15 protein-coding genes and 1 pseudogene are annotated in these 16,981 nt (G+C 69.1%); 14 read left to right on the forward strand and 2 right to left on the reverse strand.

What is annotated here, in order from left to right; all coding sequences use genetic code 11:
* Position 1 precedes the first annotated feature (1 nt).
* The 5 genes from JOD31_RS13275 to dsbD all read left to right on the forward strand — a co-directional run bounded on the left by JOD31_RS13275 (position 2) and on the right by dsbD (position 7,636).
* On the forward strand, positions 2-898 hold the full coding sequence (locus JOD31_RS13275) for an intradiol ring-cleavage dioxygenase (protein ID WP_204950818.1): 897 nt from the start codon (positions 2-4) through the stop codon (positions 896-898).
* Between the two features lie 22 nt (positions 899-920).
* On the forward strand, positions 921-2,063 hold the full coding sequence (locus JOD31_RS13280; RefSeq protein WP_204950819.1) for an FAD-dependent monooxygenase: 1,143 nt from the start codon (positions 921-923) through the stop codon (positions 2,061-2,063).
* Positions 2,064-2,109: 46 nt separating this feature from the next.
* Entirely contained in the window at positions 2,110-3,513 is a 1,404-nt protein-coding gene (locus tag JOD31_RS13285; RefSeq protein ID WP_204950820.1) for a 3-deoxy-7-phosphoheptulonate synthase class II, read from the forward strand.
* A gap of 30 nt (positions 3,514-3,543) precedes the next feature.
* A complete protein-coding gene (locus JOD31_RS13290; protein WP_204950821.1) occupies positions 3,544-5,538 on the forward strand; it encodes a bifunctional sugar phosphate isomerase/epimerase/4-hydroxyphenylpyruvate dioxygenase family protein in 1,995 nt (664 codons plus the stop codon).
* 235 nt (positions 5,539-5,773) lie between these two features.
* Complete coding sequence (gene dsbD / locus JOD31_RS13295; protein WP_246482498.1) at positions 5,774-7,636, forward strand: protein-disulfide reductase DsbD; 1,863 nt, start codon at positions 5,774-5,776, stop codon at positions 7,634-7,636.
* Positions 7,637-7,769: 133 nt separating this feature from the next.
* Here the strand turns inward: dsbD and JOD31_RS13300 are convergent, their stop codons facing one another.
* Together JOD31_RS13300 and JOD31_RS13305 are read right to left on the reverse strand one after the other, a co-directional pair.
* Positions 7,770-9,140 carry an ATP-binding protein gene (locus tag JOD31_RS13300; RefSeq protein WP_204950822.1) on the reverse strand — a complete coding sequence of 457 codons (1,371 nt, stop codon included), beginning with the start codon at positions 9,138-9,140 and terminating at the stop codon, positions 7,770-7,772.
* Positions 9,137-9,799: a response regulator gene (locus JOD31_RS13305; RefSeq protein ID WP_204950823.1), complete on the reverse strand. Its 663-nt coding sequence runs from the start codon at positions 9,797-9,799 to the stop codon at positions 9,137-9,139. The genes JOD31_RS13300 and JOD31_RS13305 overlap by 4 nt, the downstream gene beginning before the upstream one ends.
* Positions 9,800-9,911: 112 nt before the next feature.
* Between JOD31_RS13305 and JOD31_RS13310 the strand changes: the two genes are divergently transcribed.
* The 9 genes and pseudogenes from JOD31_RS13310 (at position 9,912) to JOD31_RS13350 (ending at position 16,842) form a co-directional block, all read left to right on the forward strand.
* On the forward strand, positions 9,912-10,556 hold the full coding sequence (locus tag JOD31_RS13310; RefSeq protein WP_428980914.1) for a DsbA family protein: 645 nt from the start codon (positions 9,912-9,914) through the stop codon (positions 10,554-10,556).
* 20 nt (positions 10,557-10,576) lie between these two features.
* The gene (locus tag JOD31_RS13315) at positions 10,577-11,236 is read left to right on the forward strand and encodes a L,D-transpeptidase (RefSeq protein ID WP_204950825.1); all 660 of its coding nucleotides are present in this window, start codon (positions 10,577-10,579) and stop codon (positions 11,234-11,236) included.
* A gap of 256 nt (positions 11,237-11,492) precedes the next feature.
* Positions 11,493-12,155: a peroxiredoxin gene (locus JOD31_RS13320; RefSeq protein ID WP_204950826.1), complete on the forward strand. Its 663-nt coding sequence runs from the start codon at positions 11,493-11,495 to the stop codon at positions 12,153-12,155.
* A gap of 7 nt (positions 12,156-12,162) precedes the next feature.
* Positions 12,163-12,447, forward strand: a pseudogene (locus tag JOD31_RS13325) (metalloregulator ArsR/SmtB family transcription factor); the annotation flags it as partial.
* Positions 12,448-12,572: 125 nt separating this feature from the next.
* On the forward strand, positions 12,573-12,989 hold the full coding sequence (locus tag JOD31_RS13330; protein ID WP_204951412.1) for a YeeE/YedE family protein: 417 nt from the start codon (positions 12,573-12,575) through the stop codon (positions 12,987-12,989).
* Positions 12,986-13,429 (forward strand): YeeE/YedE family protein, encoded by a 444-nt coding sequence (locus tag JOD31_RS13335; RefSeq protein WP_204950828.1) that lies wholly within the window; start codon positions 12,986-12,988, stop codon positions 13,427-13,429. Before JOD31_RS13330 ends, JOD31_RS13335 begins: the two co-directional genes overlap by 4 nt.
* Positions 13,430-13,440: 11 nt before the next feature.
* A complete protein-coding gene (locus tag JOD31_RS13340) occupies positions 13,441-14,307 on the forward strand; it encodes an MBL fold metallo-hydrolase (RefSeq protein WP_246482499.1) in 867 nt (288 codons plus the stop codon).
* Positions 14,308-14,354: 47 nt separating this feature from the next.
* Positions 14,355-16,040 carry a bifunctional protein tyrosine phosphatase family protein/NAD(P)/FAD-dependent oxidoreductase gene (locus tag JOD31_RS13345; RefSeq protein ID WP_204950830.1) on the forward strand — a complete coding sequence of 562 codons (1,686 nt, stop codon included), beginning with the start codon at positions 14,355-14,357 and terminating at the stop codon, positions 16,038-16,040.
* A 13-nt stretch (positions 16,041-16,053) separates the two neighbouring features.
* Positions 16,054-16,842, forward strand: coding sequence for a sulfite exporter TauE/SafE family protein (locus JOD31_RS13350; protein WP_204950831.1), 789 nt, complete (start codon positions 16,054-16,056; stop codon positions 16,840-16,842).
* Positions 16,843-16,981: the final 139 nt, after the last annotated feature.

Genomic DNA, 16,981 nt, shown 5'->3' on the forward strand with positions numbered 1-16,981 from the left:
CATGCAACGCCTCGCCCTGCGTCCGCCCTCCGAACTGGACGTCGACTCCGCCGGCCTTCGCATCACCGACGCCGTCGTCGCGAGCTTCGCCGACGCGCCGGACCCGCGGCTCCGGAAACTGATGACCACCTTGGTCCGCCATCTGCACGACGTGGTGCGCGAGACCGGGCTTACGATGGAGGAGTGGCGCTTCGCGGTGGACTACCTCACGCGCACCGGCCTCACCTGCACCGACGCGCGCCAGGAGTTCATTCTGCTGTCGGACGCACTCGGCGTCTCCATGCTGGTCGACGCGATCAACCACGAGGCGGCCGGGGCGACCGAGACCACGGTGCTCGGGCCCTTCTACGTGGCGGACTCGGCCGTCATGCCGCTCGGCGCCGACATCTCGCTCGGCCTCCCCGGCACGCCCCTGCTGGTCGAGGGAACGGTGAGCTCGACCTTCGGCGGCGCCCTCGCCGGCGCCTCGGTCGAGGTCTGGCAGTCGGACGCGGACGGAACCTACGACGTCCAGAAGGACGATGGCGAGGGCTACGCGCTGAGGGCCCACTTCAAGACCGACGGCCAGGGCCGCTTCCACTTCTGGTCTATCACGCCGTGCAGCTATCCGATCCCGCATGACGGACCCGTGGGCGAGATGCTGGCGGCGACCGGTCGCCACCCCTACCGGCCGGCGCACGTTCACTTCCTGATCTCCGCGCCCGGCCACGCGCCGCTCGTCACGCACGTCTTCGCCGAGGGCGACCCCTACCTCGCGGACGACGCCGTGTTCGGCGTGAAGCCCTCCCTCGTGCGCCCGTTCGCGCTCCAGGATCCCGAAGACGCGCCCGCCGGCCGCCGCGACGGCCGGCCCTGGCGACGCCTGTCCTACGACTTCGCCCTCAACCCCACGCGCTGACGCGCCCGAGGAGGCATTCCGCATGGACGAGATCGTCATCATCGGCGGGGGCATCGGCGGCCTGACGCTCGCCCTCGCGCTGGAGAAGGCCGGAATTCCGAGCCGCATCTACGAGGCCGCGGCCGAGATCCGGCAGGTGGGCGTCGGCATCAACGTGCTCCCCTACGCCACGGAGGTCCTCGCCGGCCTTGGCCTGGAGCCCGCGCTCGCCGAACGGGCGATCGCCACCCGCGAGGCCGCCTATTTCAGCCGGTCCGGCGTGCTCATTCACCGCGAGCCCGTCGGCCGCTTCGCCGGCCTCGACGCCCCGCAGTTTTCGATCCACCGGGCGGATCTGGTCGACGTTCTGCTCGGCGCCGTGCGCGAACGGCTGGGCGCGGACCGCGTCACGCTGGGCGCCCGCTGCGTCGGCGCGCGGCAGACGGCGGACGGCGTCACGGCGGACTTCGTCGACCGGCGCACCGGCGCGCCCCTGCCGTCCGCGACCGGCGCGGCGCTTGTCGGATGCGACGGCATCCATTCGACGATCCGGGCCATGTTCTACCCGCACGAGGCCCCGCCGCGGTATTCGGGCGTGTTCATGTGGCGCGGGGTTTCGCGCGGGCCGCGCCTGCTGACGGGGGCGAGCATGGTGCGCGCCGGCGTCACCAGCGTCGGCAAGATGGTCGTCTATCCGATCAAGGACCTCGACGACGGTCGGCAGTTGCTGAACTGGGTGGCGGAGCTGGACCTGCCCGACAGCGCTTCCGGCTTCACCCGCGACCGGGACTGGAACAAGACCGGCGACGTCGCGGACTTCGCCCACGTCTACGCCGACTGGCGTTTCGACTGGCTCGACGTGCCCGCGATGATCCGCGACGCGGAGATCGTGCTGCGCTTCCCGATGATGGACCGCGACCCGGTCGACCACTGGAGCTTCGGCCGCATCACGCTGCTCGGCGATGCGGCGCACCCGATCGTGCCGCTCGGCTCGAACGGCGCCGGCCAGGCGATCCTCGACGCTCGGGCTCTGGCCGACAGCCTCGCCCTCGCGCCGCCGGAGACCGCCTTCCGCGTCTACGAACGCCGCCGTCTTCCGGCCACCACGACGCTCGTGATGTCCGATCGAGCCGGCACACCCGACGAACGCCTGCGCGCGGCGCACGCGCTCGAAGCCGCTTCCTGATCCCCCGATCCCTGCGCCGCAGGGCGACGACGTGGAGAACGCAGCCATGGCTTACCACTGGTCCCCCGACAGCTGGCGGTCGAAACGCGCGCGCCAGATGCCGACCTATGCCGACCGCGGCGCGCTCGAGCGCACCGAGCACGGTCTGAAATCGCGGCTTCCCCTCGTCTCGATCGCGGAGACGCGGCGGCTGAAGTCGCAGCTCGCGCGCGTGGCGGCGGGCGAGGCCTATCTGCTGCAGGGCGGGGATTGCGCGGAGAGCTTCTCGGAGTGTGACGCCGAGTGCCTGCGCGCCACCGTCGCCACCCTGATGCAGATGTCGGCGGCGCTGACGCTCGGAGCGCTCGCGCCGGTGGTGAAGATCGGTCGGCTCGCCGGACAGTTCGCCAAGCCGCGATCGGAAGCGACCGAAGTGCGCGACGGCGTCGAACTGCCCTCGTACCGCGGCGACATCGTCAACGACGCGGCCTTCAGCCAGGACGCCCGCGACGCCGATCCCAGCCGCATGCTCGCGGCCTACGCGCAGTCGGCGTCGACGATGAATCTCGTTCGCTCGCTCTCGCAGAGCGCGCTCGCGGACTTCACCCGCATGGGCGCGAGCGCCTGGGACGCAGGCCGTGGCGACCCTGACCCCGTCGGCGCGCGCTTGAGCGAAACCGCGGCCTTCATGTCGGCCGCCGGGCTGATCGCCGGCCCCGGCCTGCAGATGGGCATGAGCGACATCTATTCGAGCCACGACGCCGTGCTGCTGAACTACGAGGAGGCGATGACCCGCTTCGACGCCGAAAGCGGGGACTGGTACGACGCCTCGGCCCATATGCTCTGGATCGGCGAGCGAACCCGCGACCCCGCCGAAGCCCATGTCGAGTACCTTCGCGGCGTCGGCAACCCCATCGGCCTGAAGTGCAGCGCGGCGCTGGGGGGCGACGAACTGCTCAAGCTGATCGATATCCTGAACCCTGCGAACGAGCCCGGACGGCTGACGCTCATCGTCCGCATGGGCGCGGGCGCGATCGAGGCGCGCCTGCCCGCTCTTGTGCGCACGGTGCGGAGCGAAGGCCGCGCGGTGGTTTGGGCGAGCGACCCGATGCACGGCAACACGATAAAGCTTTCGAACGGCATGAAGACGCGCCCGTTCGACGCCGTCTTCGCCGAGGCGAGCCGCTTCTTCGAGGTGCTCTGGAGCGAGGGCGCGCACCCCGGCGGCTTGCATCTGGAGATGACCGGCAAGGATGTGACCGAATGCACCGGCGGCCGCCGCGGCGTGACCGAGGCGATGGTCCCCGAGCGCTACCACACCGCCTGCGACCCGCGCCTGAACGGCTCCCAATCGCTCGAGCTCGCGATCGGCGTCGCCGATCAGATCAAGGCTGAACGCGAAGCGCGCATCGCCGGGGCGCTCTACGCGAGCCACCGCGCATCGCGCCTGCAGGAGCGCGTGGTGGCCTGACCCGACCCTGCGACAAGAGGAGAGATCGAGATGCAAGCATCGGACGTCTTCAAGCCTCGCTCCGCCTCGATCGCGACCGTGTCGCTGAGCGGCGACCTCCGCGAAAAGCTCATCGCAGCCGCCGCGGTGGGCTTCGACGGCGTGGAGATCTTTGAGAATGATCTCCTCGCGTATGCCGGCTCGCCGCAAGACGTGCGGAAGCTCGCACAGGATCTCGGTCTCGCGATCGTGCTCTATCAACCTTTCCGGGATTTCGAAGCGACGCCCGGGCGCCTCGCGGCCAACCTCGATCGCGCCGAACGGAAGTTCGACGTCATGCAGCAGCTTGGGGTCGATCTCCTGCTCGCGTGCAGCAACACACAGGCGGACGCCATCGACGACGACGCACGTGCGGCGGCCGACCTTCGGGCGCTGGCCGACCGCGCCGGGGCGCGTGGCCTGCGGATTGGCTACGAGGCCCTTTCTTGGGGAAGGCACGTCCACCGATGGAGGCGCGCCTGGGAGATCGTGGGCAGGGCGGATCACCCCGCCCTGGGACTCGTGCTCGACAGCTTCCACACCCTCTGCGTGGGCGACGCATTCCCCGGCGGCGCGGACGCGCCTCCCGGCGACAAGATCTTCTTCGTTCAGTTGGCCGACGCGCCGCGACTGACGCTCGACCCGCTCTCATGGAGCCGGCACCACCGCGTGTTTCCGGGCCAGGGCCAGCTGGCGGTCGCCGAGTTTCTGAAAGCCGTGTGCGCAGCCGGTTACGCCGGCCCCCTCTCGCTCGAAGTCTTCAACGACAATTTTCGTGCGGCCCCTCCCCTCGCGATCGCGCGGGACGGACTTCGCTCCCTGCTCGCGCTGCAGGACGAAACGCGTGTTGGCGGCGGCGCGCCGTTGCCCGCCGTCGGGATGCATCGCGGCGTGGCCTATCTCGAATTCGCGGTCGACGCAGACGCCCGCGAACAGTTCGCCGCGCGCTTCGCCGAACTCGGCTTTGTTCACGTCGGCAGGAAGAGGACGAAGGCCGTCGATCTATACCGCCAGGGCGAAGTCGCGGTAGCGCTCAACGCTGACCCTCGCGGCGAAGCGGGCGGAAGGGCTCGCACCTGCGGGCCCTCGCTGCACGCGATCGGCCTGGCCATCGACGCCCCGGCGGCGGCGCTCGCGCGCGGGCGGGCCTTTCGCTGCGAGGCTTCGCCGTCCGACGACGGCGTCAGAGACGCGTCGTCCCTCGTGTTACGGACGCCCGACCGCATCTTGATCGAGCTTCTAGGACCAAATGGCCTCAACGAGGTCACGGCGCGCTTCGATCCGGTGGAGGACGTCCGGCCGGAGGTGGGAGAACTCATTCGAATTGACCACCTCGCACAGGCCATTCCGGTGCAGGAAATGGACGGCATCGCGTTATTCCTCACGGCCGTCCTGGGACTCTCAGCCCAGCAGTCCTGTGAAATCGCTGACCCCCATGGGTTGATCGAAAGCCGGGCCATGGTGAGCGACGGACGCGCACTGGCGTTGCCCCTCAACGCGACGAAAAGCGCGGGCACCATGACCGGCCGACGCATCGCGCGGCCCGAACGTCCGGCAGTTCACCACGTCGCTTTCGAGACCGACGACATTTTCGCGGCGGTCAGATCAATGCAAACGCGGGGAGCCTCGCCGTTGGCTATCCCCCACAATTACTATGAGGATCTGGGGTCGAGATTTATGCTCGATAGCGAGTTCGTCAAAATCCTCGAAGACCATTCGATCATGTACGATGAGGACGAGTTCGGAAGATTTCTACATGTTTACGGGCCGGCATTCGCCAATGGATTTTTTTTAGAGATCGTCGAGCGAAAAGGTTATTTGGGCTTTGGCGCAGCCAACGCGCCAATCAGGGTCGCCTGCCAGGCTCATGAGTATGAGAGGAACGCCGAGCTTGAAACGCAGCGGATCGGGGCAATGAGGCCGGATGGCGGTCGGCCTCCAGGCGGTAGGCTTGCTACCGCAGCGGCCAGCCCTTCGACACGGCGGCCGGCGCCCACTTGTCCGTGACGCTTCGCCTGCGGACCTCCAGCACGTTGAGGTCGACTGCGGCGCCGTCGAGCGGCCGCCTCGGCGATGCGGCAAGACCGCTCGGCGCCTGGCGGCGGCGCAGCGTCTGCGCGAGCCGCGGCTCCCGGTGCGCGACTCGCGAACGTGAGGCCGGGGTCAGGCGATGTCGCGTCCCTTAAGCCAGCCATAAGCTTCGGCCTGATCATGCCAGCTCCCGCCTAAGAGGAGCTTTGGAATGCGTCTCGACCTCGCCCGCGCCGCGGCCGCTCTCGCGCTGTCATTCGTCTCGCTTCTTCCTGCGCTTGCGCAGACGAACGCGCCTCCGTCCGTCGACGAGGTCATGTCGCTGAAGGCGAGGCGGGCGGACGACGGCTCGATCGAGCTTGCCTTCGCCGTCGCGCCCGGCGTCTACCTCTATCGCGACAAGATCGCCGCGACGTCTGGAGGCCAGCCGATCCGGGTCGAGACGCCGACCGGAAAAACCAAGGACGATCCGACGTTCGGCGCCGTCGAGATCTACGACCACGACGTCGCGGCCCGGGTCGACCCGCGCGGCGTCGATCCGACGAAGCCGCTCGACGTCACCTATCAGGGCTGCGCTGCGCGCGGCGTCTGCTATCCCCCGGTCACGGGCCGGATCGACCTCGCGCAGATCGCGGCGCCCGGCTCGACCGCTGCGGCTTCGCCTCTCGATGAGGTGGACCGCGCAAACATCGAGGCGCAGGTCGCGGACTGGGCTGCGACGGGCGGCTTCGACGCCGCGCCTCCTGAACGGACATCCTCCACGTCGACTTCGACGCCGGATCTCACGGCAGGCTTGGCGCCAGACCTCGACGGCTCGCTCGCTCTCGTGCTCGCGACCTTCTTCGGGCTCGGGCTGTTGCTCTGCCTGACCCCGTGCGTCTATCCGATGATCCCGATCCTCGTCGGCGTGCTCGCGCGCGCCGGCGAGACGCTTTCGGCGAAACGCGGCTTCGCGCTGTCCGGGGCCTACGCGCTCGCGATGGCCGCCGCCTACGCCACGCTCGGGGTCGCCGCCGCATGGTCGGGCCAGAACCTGCAGACCGCGCTTCAGACGCCGGCTGCGCTGACCATCGCGGCCGTCATCTTCGCGGTCCTCGCCCTGTCGATGTTCGGCGTGCTCCAACTTCAGGCGCCAGGCGCCGTCGCTTCGCGGCTTTCGGCGGTCGCGGCGCGGGCGCGAGGGTCCGTCCTCGGCGCCGCCGCGCTCGGGTTCGTCTCGGCGCTGATCGTCGGCCCCTGCGTGACGCCGCCGCTCGCGGCCGCGCTCGTCTATGTCGCGCAGACCGGCGACATGGCGCGCGGTTCGGCCGCGCTCTTCGCCATGGGGCTCGGCATGGGCGCGCCGCTCGTCGCCGTCGGGCTGTTCGGCGCGAGGATCCTGCCAAAGTCGGGCCCCTGGCTCGTGACCGTGAAGCAGGGCTTTGGCGTCGTGTTCCTCGCGATCGCGCTCATGCTCGTCGGGCGGGTGGCGCCGCCTGCCGTCACGCTCGCGTTCTGGGCCGCGTTCGCCATCGGACTTGGCGTGTTCCTGGGGGCCCTCGACGCCCTCGGGCGGCGCGCGGGCCCCGCCCGGCGGCTCGCAAAGGCGGCCGGCCTGCTCGCGCTGGTCTACGGCGTGGCGCTCGTGGTCGGCGTCGCATCCGGCGCAGACGATCCGTCGCGGCCGCTGGGGCGCCTTGCGGCGGCCCCACGCGCGCCCAAGGCCGCGGGGTCGGAAATTACCGTCGCCGACGTCTCGGCCCTCAAGGCCGCGCTCCTCGCCGCCCAGGCGGCGGGCCGGCCAAGCCTCGTGACCTTCACCGCGACGTGGTGCTCGACCTGCGCTGAGAACGAGAGGCTCATGGCCGACGACGAGGAGCTTCAGGATCGGCTGAACGCCTTCGCCGCGATCAAGGTGGATGTGACGCGGAACGACGAGCGCTCGCGCGACGCCATGAAGGCGCTCGGCGTCGTCGGGCCGCCCACGATGATCGTTTTCGGTCGACAGGGCGCGGAGATCCCACGCCAACGCACCACAGGAGCGGTCGACGTCGACCGTCTCAACGAAGCGCTCCGACACGCTGCGGAAACGTAAAAGGCCGGGGCCATGCCGGAGTTGCGTGGCCTGTCGCTGGCGCCGGCGACGCGGGTTTCCGCGAAGATGAAGCGCGCCCGACCGCCCCGGATCGCGGCGGCTCGTCGCCGGCCTTGGGAGCGGACCGATCGCGTCAGCCGGCCGCCGGCGACGCCAGCGTAATCGCTCCCGGGGCGAAGGCGATGCGCGCGACGAAGCCCGACCGATCCTCGCGATTGCCGAACGAGAGCGTGGCGCCGCAACGTTCCGCGGCCGCCGCTGCGATCGCAAGACCGAGCCCCGCGCCTTCGCCGGTCGCGACCTTCGCAGATCCCCGGAAGAAGCGCTGCGTCAGCCGCGGAAGCTCCGCCTCCGGCGCGCCGGGTCCCTCGTCGTGGAGTTCGAGCGCCGCTCCGTCAGCGGACAGGCGCCACGCCGCCCGTCCGTCCGGCGGCGTATGCTCGAGCGCATTCTCCTGCAGGTTCCGCAGCAGCATGAGGAGCGGCTCGCGCGGGGCGCGGACGCATGCGCGCCGGACGCCGTCCGAGATCGTGACTTCGGCCGCGCCGGCGGCTCGGGACAGTTCCAGCGCCTCGAGAACGGCCTCCTCGAGCGCGATCGACGACCCGGCCGTCTCGGGCGCCTCCGCGTCGAGACGGGCGAGCGCGAGCAATTGGCTGACCAGCCGGCTCGTGCGGCCGACTGCCGAAAGGATCTGCCCGAGGGCGCGGTCGCGTATCGCGGGATCCTTCGCCGCTACGGCGATCTGCGCCTGCGTCTTCAGTCCGGCGAGCGGCGTGCGCAGTTCGTGCGCGGCGAAGGCCGTCACCTCCCGCTCGTGCCGGCGCGCGCGCTCGACCTTATCGAACAGTCCGTTGAGGGCCGCGGTCAGCGGCCGGATCTCCGAAGGCGCGGCGCCCGCGTCGACCGGCTTCATGTCTTCCGCGTCGCGGCGCCCGAGTTCGCGCGCGATCCGGCTGAGCGGCTCCAGGCTTCGTCCGACGCTCGCCCAGATCACCAGGCCGAGCAGCGGCAGGATCAAGGCCGCGGGCCAAAGAAGCCCTTTGATGAGGTCGCCCACCAGCTTCTCCCGCAGGCCAAGACGGTCCCCGACCAGCACGCGGATCCCCTTGGCCCCGTCCTCGACCGCATAGACGCGCCAAGGCTCGCCGTTGACGACGCGTTCGGAGAACCCGGCGCCGCTGTCGCTGAGCTTCTCGTCCGGCGCGCCGCTCGAACGTGCGACGAGGCGGTCGTCCAGGGACCAGATCTGGCAGGAGAGCTGCCGTTCGTAACCGCCAAGTCCCGGGATGACGGGCGTCCCCGCGTCCGGCTTCGACTGAGCCGGCAGGTCCCCGCTCGCAACGAGGGATGCGACCATGCGCGCCGCTTCCTGCAGGCGCGTGTCGAGCACATGTTCGACCTCCTGACGCGCGCCCACATAGATCCAGGCGGCCGCGATCAGCCAGAGCGCGCCGGTCGCGGCGATCAGCGTCGCGAACAGGCGGACTCGGAGCGAACTCATCGCGGGCCGCCCATGCGGTAGCCGAGGCCGCGCACCGTCTCGATCGCGTCGCGGCCAAGCTTGGCGCGCAGATGATGAACGTGCACCTCGACCGCGTTGCTCTCGATCTCCTCCTGCCAACCGTAGAGCCGATCTTCGATTTCAGCGCGCGACGCGATGGCGCCGCGTCGCTCGATCAGCGCCGCGAGCACGGCGAATTCGCGCCGCGACAGCGCGAGCGCCTCGCCTCCACGCGCGGCCGACATCGTCGCCGGGTCGAGCGTGAGGTCTCGCCATTCGAGGGCGCCGGCCGCGCGGCCCTGTCCCCGGCGTGCGATGGCGCGGATGCGGGCCGCCAGCTCCTCCAGATCGAAAGGCTTCCCGATATAGTCGTCCGCGCCGGCGTCGAGCCCAGCGATGCGGTCCGAGGTCTCGTCGAGGGCGGTCAGCAACAGGATGGGCGTCCGGTTCCCGCTCGCCCTCACCCGCTTAAGAACATCGAGCCCCGAGCCGTCCGGCAGCATTCGGTCCAGAACCACGGCGTCGAAGTCGCCTGTCGCAAGCGCTGCCTCCGCGTCGCCGCACGTCGACACGACATCGCAGGTCGCTCCGGCGAGGCCGAGGCCGACCTTGAGTCCGTCGAGCAGCACCGGATCGTCCTCGACGACCAGAACCCGCATCGCGCTCGTCTCCCTGCATTTTCCGCTTCCGGTCCGCCCATGCGGCCCGGCGCTTAAGGCTGGCTTAAGGCGCGGGCGGATTCTCGCCGGCCTACGACACAGTCCGCCGGAGATCGACCCTATGACACTCAAGCCGCTCGCGAGGCGCCTGTCGCTCGCCCTCGTCCTCGCATCGCCGATGATTCTGCCTTCGGTCGCGGTCGCCGACGACGCAAGCCTTACGCGCGAGATGATCGTCAACGACCCCGCCGCCCCGAAGTCCGGCGCCACGAACGCCGACGTCACGATCGTCGCCTACCTCGATTACAATTGTCCCTACTGCAAGAAATCCGCGCCGGAGCTCGAACGGCTCGCCAAATCTGATCCCAAGTTGAAGGTCGTCTACAAGGATTGGCCGATCCTGACGGAAGCCTCCGTCTACGGCGCGAAGCTTGCGCTCGCGGCGAAGTACCAAGGCAAGTACGACGAGGTCCACAAGGCGCTGATGGCGATACCGGGCCGCAAGATCCCGGCGGAGCGGATGCTTGCGGCCGTGACGGCGTCGGGCGTCGACATGGCGCGGCTCGAAGCGGACGCCAAGGCGCACGCCGACGAAATCACGGCCTTGCTGAAGCGCAACGACGCGCAGGCGAAGGGACTCGGGCTCCAGGGTACGCCGGTGTATCTCGTCGGCCCACTGTTCGTCGCGGCCGCGCTGGACTACGGGCAGTTCAAGGAGGCCGTCGCCGAGGCGCGCAAGCGCGCCGGCAAGTCGTGAGCGGCGGAGATCGAGCCCCGATGTCCGTGTCCACGTTCTCCCGCCGGGCGATGATCGTCGCCCTCCCCATGCTGCTCGGCGCCTGCGCGAGCATGCCGCGGTCCAATCGGACCGTCGAAACGGCGGCGCCGATCGATCCGTTCGAGTCGGCCCGCTACGGCGGAAAGCCGGACGAGCCCTTCACGGTGCAGCCGGTCGACCTGCGCAAGATGAGCCCGGACCTCCTGCGCCAGGAGGTCGACTTCCCGACCGACCAGCCGCCCGGCACGATCGTGGTCGATCCGCATTCCCGCTTTCTCTATCTCGTGCAGGAGAACGGCAAGGCGCTGCGTTACGGCGTGGGGGTCGGCAAGGCGGGCCTCGAGTTCCAGGGCTCCGCCTCCATCCAGATGAAGCGCGAATGGCCCCGGTGGACGCCGACCAGCGATATGATCGACCGTGACCCGGACCGCTACAGCCCCTGGAAGTCCGGCATGGAGGGCGGCGCCCAGAACCCGCTCGGCGCGCGAGCGCTGTATCTCTTCAAGGACGGGAAGGACACGCTCTACCGCATCCACGGCACAAACGAGCCCCAGACCATCGGGAAGGCCGTCTCTTCCGGCTGCATCCGCATGCTGAACCAGGACGTAATCGACCTCTATGGACGCGTGCCGCGAGGTTCGAAAGTCGTGGTGCTGTGACGCGGGCTCGGAGCCATTCCGCGGCGCCGACGTCGGGCAGGCGGAGATCGGCGCCCGGTCGCCGATCGACCACCGCGCGACCGGCCGCGACGCCACGAAACTTCCCTGCGATGCCCCCGCGCGTCGAGCGGCTCCTCCGTCGCGATCCGCGCGCCCCCTCCCGAATCGTTCAATCCGCGGGGCGCGTCTTCGATTGCATAATTTTGAATATATGATATACGTATTCATATATTGATTATCGACGCGAGGGTGGCGGATGTCCGAAAGGCTTGCGATCCGGAACGAGCTCGACCCCGCCGCTCCGCTGGTCATCGGCGAGCGCGCGCCCCTGTTCGTTGCGCGCACCACGAGAGGCGAACGCAAGCTCGCGGACTATTCCGGACGTTGGCTGGTGCTTTTTTCGCATCCCGCTGATTTCACGCCCGTCTGCACCAGCGAGTTCGTCGCGTTTTCGCGCGCCTTCGATGCGTTTGCGGCGCTCGGCTGCGACCTGCTCGGCATGTCGGTCGACAGTCTGAGCTCTCACATCGCCTGGACGCGGTCGATCGAGGACAGGTTCGGCGTCCGCGTGCCCTTCCCGATCGCCGAGGACCCGTCTATGGCGATCGCCCGCGCCTACGGCATGCTGCACCCGGGAGCGGCGGACAGCTCGACCGTTCGCGCGACGTTCGTGATCGATCCCGAGGGGATCGTCCGCGCCATCACCTGGTACCCGATGAGCGTCGGTCGCTCCGTCGCCGAAATCCTCAGGCTCGTCGAGGCGCTCCAGACAGCGCATGGCGGCGACGTCTCGACCCCGGAGGGGTGGCGCAAGGGCGACCCCGTGATCGACGCCTCGCCGCTCTCGGCGGACGACGTCGCGAGCCATGAGCCGAGCGCGGACGCGCCCGACTGGTACTACCGCCTCAAGCGCCTTTGAGAGTGCGATGCCCATAAACGCCACACGCGCCGAAACCGAAGCGGCGGCCGAGTTTCTCAAGGGGCTCTCCAACCCGAACCGGCTGATGATCGCGGCCAGGCTGATCTGCGGCGAGGCGTCGGTCGGCGATCTCGAAGCCGAACTCGGCATTCGCCAGCCGACGCTGTCGCAACAGCTTGCAGGCCTGCGCGACGCGGGATTGGTGACGACCCGCCGCGACGCGAAGCAGGTCTTCTATCGCCTCGCCGACGAGAAAGCGGCCCAGATCGTGGGCGTGCTCTCCGAGGTCTTCGACCTCGCCCCAACGCCGCGGCTCCCGGCGCTCCAGCCCAGATCTGCGTCGACTCCAAGCTCGTTACATGGCGCCTCGACGTTCGCGCGCATCCTGCCGTTTCCCGACGGAGGTCGGGCATGACCATGACGACGTACTGGCCCGCGTTGCTCGGCGGCGGCGCGATCGGACTGTCGGCGACGCTGCTGATGCTGCTGAACGGCCGCGTCGCAGGCGTGAGCGGGATTCTGAGCGGCCTCTGGCGCACGGGAACGCCGCGGCTTGCGAACCTCGCTTTCGTCACAGGCCTCGTCCTCGGACCGTTGCTCTACCGCGTGGCTTTCGGCCGCCTTCCGGAGGCGCATGTGGAGGCGTCTCTTCCCGTCCTCGTGCTCGCGGGACTTCTCGTCGGCTACGGCACCCGGCTCGGCTCGGGCTGCACCAGCGGGCACGGCGTCGTCGGCCTCGCCCGGCTTTCGCCGCGCTCGATCGCCGCCGTCGCCGTCTTTCTCCTCACGGCGGTCGCAACCGTCGCCGTCATGCGCCTCACAGGCGCGTCATGACCGTCGCCCGCGTCCTCGCCGCCGGCTCGAGCGGCCTCCTCTTCGGCTTCGGGCTCGCGCTGTCGGGCATGCTCGACCCTGCACGCGTCCGCGGCTTTCTGGACGTGTTCGGGCCTTGGGATCCGAGCCTCGCCTTCGTCCTGGGCGGCGCGGTCGCGACCGCTTCGGTCGGCCTCTGGCTCTCGCGGCGCCTGCCACGGCCAGCCTTCGACGAGCGTTTCCACCTGCCGGAGGCCCGGTCGATCGACGGCAAGCTCCTGGCGGGAGCGGCGATCTTCGGGATGGGCTGGGGCATGGCCGGCCTCTGCCCGGGGCCGGCCGTCGCGTCGATCACTCTCGGGGTTCCGGCCACTCTCGCATTTCTCGCCGCGATGCTGGCCGGCATGGCGATCCATGACCGGAAGGCCACACGCCTGGGCGGCCGCGCCGGCCTCGGATGAAGGGAACAATCATGCACGACCGTCCGGACGTCACGACGTTCTTCGATCCGCCAACCAATACCTTTTCCTACGTGGTGAAGGATCCCGGCAGTTCATCCTGCGCCATCGTCGATAGCGTGCTCGACTTCGACTATGCGTCGGGCCGCGTCAGCCACCAGTCCGCGGACGCGATCATCGATCACGTCCGGGGTCGCGGCCTGACAGTGGAGTGGCTGCTCGAGACTCATGTCCACGCCGATCACCTGTCCGCCGCTCCCTACATCCAGCAGGCGGTCGGGGGCCTGGTCGCGATCGGCGCGAACATCCGCGTCGTCCAGGAGACCTTCGGCAAGGTCTTCAACGAAGGCAGCGAGTTTCAGCGCGACGGGTCTCAGTTCGACCGGCTGTTCCAGGACGGCGACAGCTTCGCGATCGGCGACCTCGACGGCCGGGTCTTGCATACGCCCGGGCACACGCCGGCATGCCTTACCTACGTGATCGGCGACGCCGCCTTCGTCGGCGATACGCTCTTCATGCCCGACGGCGGCACGGCGCGCGCCGACTTCCCCGGCGGCGACGCCCGCACGCTGTTCCATTCGATTCAGAAGGTGCTCGCGCTGCCGCCGGAGACGCGGCTGTTCATGTGCCACGACTACGGACCGAACGGTCGCGAGATCAAAAACCAGACGACGGTCGCCGAGGAACTCGCGCACAACATCCACGTCCGCAGAGGCGTGACCGAAGACGAGTTCGTCGCCATGCGGACCAAGCGCGACGCGACGCTCGACATGCCGAAGCTCATCATCCCCTCGCTCCAGGTGAACATGAAGGCCGGCGAACTGCCGAAGCCCGAGAGCGACGGCAAACGCTACCTCAAGGTCCCGATCAACGGCCTCTGACGGCGGCGAAACCGGCGCCAGGCCGGTCGGTTCAAAGGAGACTTCCGATGCAGGCGAAAAGACTGACCGACGATCTGTCGGTGAGCGCGCAACTCGCCGTCGCCGAGATCGCCGAGGCGAAGGCCGCGGGGTTCCGGTCCATCATCGTCAACCGGCCCGACGGCGAAGGCCCCGATCAACCGAGGTTCGCGGAGATCGACGCAGCGGCGAGGCGCGCCGGTCTGGAAGCAAGGTATCTGCCGATCGAGATCGGCAAGATCAGCGACGACGACGTCGCCGCCTTCGGGACGCTGATGGCGACGCTGCCGAAGCCGACGCTCGGTTTCTGCCGGTCGGGGACCCGCACGGCCACGCTGTGGGCGCTGTCCCAGGCGGGAAGGCGCTCGACGGACGAGATCCTGCAAAGGGCGAACGCGGCCGGCTACGACCTGTCCAGCCTGGCGCAGCGGATAAAGACCGGCGCCGCCCTGGCGGAGCGCTCCGCGGAACGTCACGATGTGGTGATCGTCGGCGGCGGCGCCGGGGGGATCGCGGTCGCAGCCAGCATGCTGGCCCGAAAACCAGGGCTCGACATCGCGATCGTCGAGCCGGCCGAGGTTCACTACTACCAGCCGGGCTGGACCCTCGTCGGCGGCGGCGTCTTCCAGGCAAGCGACACGCGCAAGGAGATGGCCTCGGTCATTCCTCGAGGAGCGCGCTGGATCAAGGCCGCGGCCGCTGGTTTCGACCCGCAGAACAAGACCGTCCTCCTCGAGGGCGGCCGGACGGTCAGCTACACGAAGCTGATCGTCGCGCCGGGGCTGAGGTTGAACTGGGGCGGCGTCGAAGGCCTGGAGCAGACGCTCGGAAAGAACGGCGTCACGTCCAACTACCGCTACGATCTCGCGCCCTACACATGGGAGCTGGTGAAGGGCTTCCGCGGCGGGACGGCGCTCTTCACCCAGCCGCCGATGCCGATCAAATGCGCCGGCGCGCCGCAGAAGGCGATGTACCTGTCCTGCGACCAGTGGATGCGCCAAGGCGTCCTGAGCGGCGCGAAGGTCGAGTTCCTGAACGCGGGCCCCGTGCTCTTCGGCGTCGCGGACTACGTGCCGCCGCTCATGGAGTACGTGAACAAGTACGGCATTCAGCTGTCCTTCGGTCACAACCTCATTCGCATCGACGGACCAGCGAAGCGGGCCTGGTTCAAGGTCACGGGGAAGGACGGCGAGAGCTCAGTCGTCGAACGCGCCTTCGATATGATCCATGTGACGCCGCCGCAGTCTCCGCCGGACATCGTGACGTCCTCTCCGCTCGCGAATGAGGCCGGCTGGCTCGACCTCGACCCGGCGACGCTGCGTCACGTCCGCTACCCCGACGTCTACGGTCTGGGCGACGTCAGCGGCGCCGCGAACGCCAAGACCGCGGCCGCGGCCCGCAAGATGGCGCCGGTCGTCGCCGTGAACCTGCTGCGAGACATGGGAGCGCTCGAAGAGCCTCATGAGGCGGTCTATGACGGCTATGGCTCCTGCCCGCTGACGGTCGAGCGCGGCAAGGTGATCCTTGCGGAGTTCGGCTATGGCGGGAAGCGCATGCCGAGCTTCCCCAAATGGTTCATCGACGACCTGAAGCCGTCGAAGGCGGCCTGGCTGCTCAAGGAGCGCGTGCTCCCCGAGATCTACTGGAAGGCCATGCTCAAGGGCCGCGAGCCGATGGCGAAGCCCAGGCGCAAGTCGCCCGCGGCGGCCGAATAGGGGCGCGGCCGCTATGACGCTCGATCCGCTTCAGTATGCGATCGGCGGCGTGTCCGGCGGCCTTGTCGGGTTGACGCTCGGGCTGTTCGGCGGCGGCGGATCGATCCTGGCGGTGCCGCTGATGGTCTATCTCGTCGGCGTGCCGAGCGCGCACATGGCGATCGGCACCAGCGCCTTCGCGGTCGCGGCGAACGCGGGGTCGAGCCTCTTCGCCCACGCTCGCCGCGGCAACGTGAAATGGCGTTGCGCGGGATTGTTCAGCCTGGCCGGAATCGTTGGCGCGCTGGTCGGCTCGACGGCCGGAAAGGCCATCGACGGACAGAAGCTGTTGCTGATGTTCGCCATCGTGATGATCGCTGTCGGCGCGCTGATGCTGCGAGGACGTGGACATCTCGGCGATCAGAATTCGGAGTGCACGCGCGAGAAAGCCCCCAAGGTGCTGGGCTACGGCGCGGCCACAGGCATGTTTTCGGGCTTCTTCGGCATCGGCGGCGGATTTCTGATCGTGCCCGGCCTCATCGCCTCGACCGGAATGCCGACGCTGACGGCGATCGGCTCGTCGCTCGTCGCCGTCGCGGCGTTCGGGCTGACGACCGCGGTGAATTACGCCGTTTCCGGTTTTGTCGATTGGCCGCTCGCGCTGATCTTCGTCTGCGGAGGCGTCCTCGGCGGATGGCTCGGCGCGAAGGCCGCATGCCGGCTCGCCGCGGTGAAGGGCGCGTTGAACGTCGCATTCGCGCTCATGATCTTCGTCGTCGCCGGCTACATGATCTGGCGCAGCCTGGCGACGCAATCCGTCTGAGACCGCTCCGGCGACGCCAGGGAACGCGCCGCCACGACGCTCGCCGGCGTCCCGTTCGCTGTTCCGGCGGCGCGGCGCCGATCACGGACGCTTGACCACCAGATCAATTTAGCGGAACCACCGACGAACGCTCCGCTGA

It is taken from the genome of Methylopila capsulata, from assembly GCF_016907975.1.
Lineage (GTDB): Bacteria > Pseudomonadota > Alphaproteobacteria > Rhizobiales > Methylopilaceae > Methylopila > Methylopila capsulata.